Consider the following 2,659-nt stretch of genomic DNA (forward strand, 5'->3'; position numbering starts at 1 on the left):
ATTCCATATGAGGAAAGATTAGCTTTAATAAAAAAAATCTCTATGGATATTATAGGTACTCATAATTTTAAAAATCCTCAATTTAACTTTGGTATAACAAAAGTAGATGGGAAATGGATGTTTGGTATTGATAATAAAAATAATTATAAATGGCATACTCATGATAATAAGCCATGTTCTTACTCCAATTCACTTGGAGTTAAAGTTGCTAAGGCTGTTGTAAATATCGCCAATAACGGATTAAAAGAAAATACTATTATAGATCCTTGCTGTGGAGTTGGAACCACATTGATAGAGGCATTAGAGTCCGGTTATCAAATAGAGGGATATGAGATAAATAAACAAATTGCAAAGAATGCAAATATTAATTTAGAGTTTTATGGATTTAATCCCATTGTTATAAATGATGATATGCATAATATAAAAAAGAGCTACAATAGCTCTATAATTGATATTCCTTATGGAATTTTTAGCCATACTTCAGAAGAGGAACAGCAAAAAATAATAGATACAGCTAGACGAATTTCAAATAAAATGGTTTTAATTTCCTTTGAAAATCATGATTTGATGATATCTAACGCTGGATTCAATATAGTTGATAGATGTGTTGTTACTAAAGGAAAATTTAAAAGATTTATAGTTGTTGCTGAATAGTTTTAGAATACTCTAAGAAACATTTTTTATGTGAACTGCCATTGTCTTAATAGAAAGCAAATTTTTATCAAAACGCCCTGAAAAAACCTCATCCTCTATTAGAGAGAGGATGAATCAGGGCAATCTTTTTAGTTTTCAGTTCCTTGCGATTTTAAAACTCTTTCAATTCTTTCATTTATTAATGGTAAAATTTCACATATATGCATCCCAGTATTTTTTCTAACTAGAGTAATATCTGGGTATAATATAACTTCGTCTCCATCACGAATAGATTCATCTCCAACTATAAATGTATTATCCATTGTCACATGTAATATTTTATAGGACTTTTTATTTATTGTACAAAAAGTATTTTCATTACATTTTAGGAATCCATCTCCATAACCTATTTTGATTTTTACAATATTTTTATAATTTATATTATTTAAATCAGATTTTAAGCTATATGCTAAGTATTTAGATTTTTCAAGGTCTCTTATTCCCGCTACTTTTCCTTTTAATTGAAAAACTTGTTTTAATCCTTCATGAAAAAATCCTTCCTCTTGTAAACCATAGATGAAGATTCCACTTCTCATGTGAGTCATCAACTTTTGAGTTCTATATAACAAAATCCCAACACTATTCTGCATATGTATCATCTGAAATCTATCTTTTCCTAAAAATAACACAATTTTATTAAATTCGTTAAGAAGTTCCTTTCCTTCCTTAAAATCAGTAGCATAAAGATGAGAATAAATTCCATTAAACTTTAAATTTTTCTTTATAATATAGGATTTTAATTTTGAAATCTCTAAGATATCTATTCCATTTCGTCCAAACCCAAAATCTATTTTCAATTGAATTTTTCCCGAGGAAATACCATTATCTATCATAGCTACTAGTTCTTGAAAACTATTGGCTGTTAGGATTATAGAGTCACAATCTTTTATATATGAAAAATCTTTTTGATCTATGGATTCAAAAACTAAAATTTTACATCCATTTAAATCTTTATTTTCTAATATTTTTGTAGCTTCTTTTAACCGTGCAACACTAAACTCCTTGTATCCGTTTCTATACAAAGCCTTAGCAATAATTTCTATACCATGACCATAAGCATTTGCTTTGATAACGGGAAGTATACTTTTTTCATATTTTTCTTTTAGATACTCTATATTATTTATAAGATTTTTTTCTAAAATCTCCATTACAAACGATTTTGTTTCCATAACTATATCCCATATTTCTCTTTTAGAGTTTGAATAGTTCCATCATCTATCATTTTCTTTAATTCAATATCAATTTTATTTTTTAACTCCACATCATTTTTATTAAAAGCCATAGCTTTATCTCCACCAGCTACTGCTCCAGTAATCTCTATCTCAGGGTTATTTTCCATATATTTTTTAGCCACTGTTTCATCTATAACCATAGCATCTATCTTATTAGCCTTTAATGCTAAAAGAGCTGCTGTATGCCCAGTAAATGGGATAACTTCTGCTCCTGGAACTCTCTTAGCAGCCTCTTCCTCTGTTGTTCCAAGTTCTACCCCAAGTTTTTTACCCTCTAACTCCTTACCATCTTTATAATTATTAGCTTTTAAAACTAAAAAACATATATTAGGAGCTATATATGGTGTTGAAAAATTAATAAAGTTTTTTCTCTCTTCGGTTATAGTCATTCCAGCAATTATCATATCTATTTTTTTAGCTTGTAAAGCTGATATAAGTCCATCAAAATTCATATTAGACCATTTATAGTTAAAACCTACTCTTTTAGAAAGCTCCTCAATTATATCGGCATCAAGACCTGCAATTTTATTATCTTCTAAATATTCATATGGTGGATATTCAGCATTAGTTCCTACCACATAAACTTTTTCAATAATCTCTGTTTTTTTATCATCTTTTGTACACCCCACAAATACTACAAGCAGTAAAATAATCATTGTCATAATAATCTTTTTCATTTTATTCCCTCCATAAAAAATTTTATAAAAAAATACTCGCCTTATAAAGACGAGTAT

3 protein-coding genes are annotated in these 2,659 nt (G+C 28.1%); 1 reads left to right on the forward strand and 2 read right to left on the reverse strand.

Features of this window, described 5'->3' with window-relative positions; all coding sequences use genetic code 11:
- On the forward strand, window positions 1-654 hold a 654-nt coding region (locus ACMOUI_RS06490; protein WP_418964913.1), incomplete at its 5' end, for a TRM11 family SAM-dependent methyltransferase.
- 128 nt (window positions 655-782) lie between these two features.
- Here the strand turns inward: ACMOUI_RS06490 and ACMOUI_RS06495 are convergent.
- Together ACMOUI_RS06495 and ACMOUI_RS06500 are read right to left on the reverse strand one after the other, a co-directional pair.
- The gene (locus tag ACMOUI_RS06495) at window positions 783-1,862 is read right to left on the reverse strand and encodes an alanine racemase (protein WP_418964914.1); all 1,080 of its coding nucleotides are present in this window, start codon (window positions 1,860-1,862) and stop codon (window positions 783-785) included.
- Between the two features lie 2 nt (window positions 1,863-1,864).
- Window positions 1,865-2,602 (reverse strand): transporter substrate-binding domain-containing protein, encoded by a 738-nt coding sequence (locus tag ACMOUI_RS06500; RefSeq protein ID WP_418964915.1) that lies wholly within the window; start codon window positions 2,600-2,602, stop codon window positions 1,865-1,867.
- Between the last annotated feature and the right edge of the window lie 57 nt (window positions 2,603-2,659).

The sequence above is a fragment of the Cetobacterium sp. genome (assembly GCF_048470075.1).
GTDB lineage: Bacteria > Fusobacteriota > Fusobacteriia > Fusobacteriales > Fusobacteriaceae > Cetobacterium_A.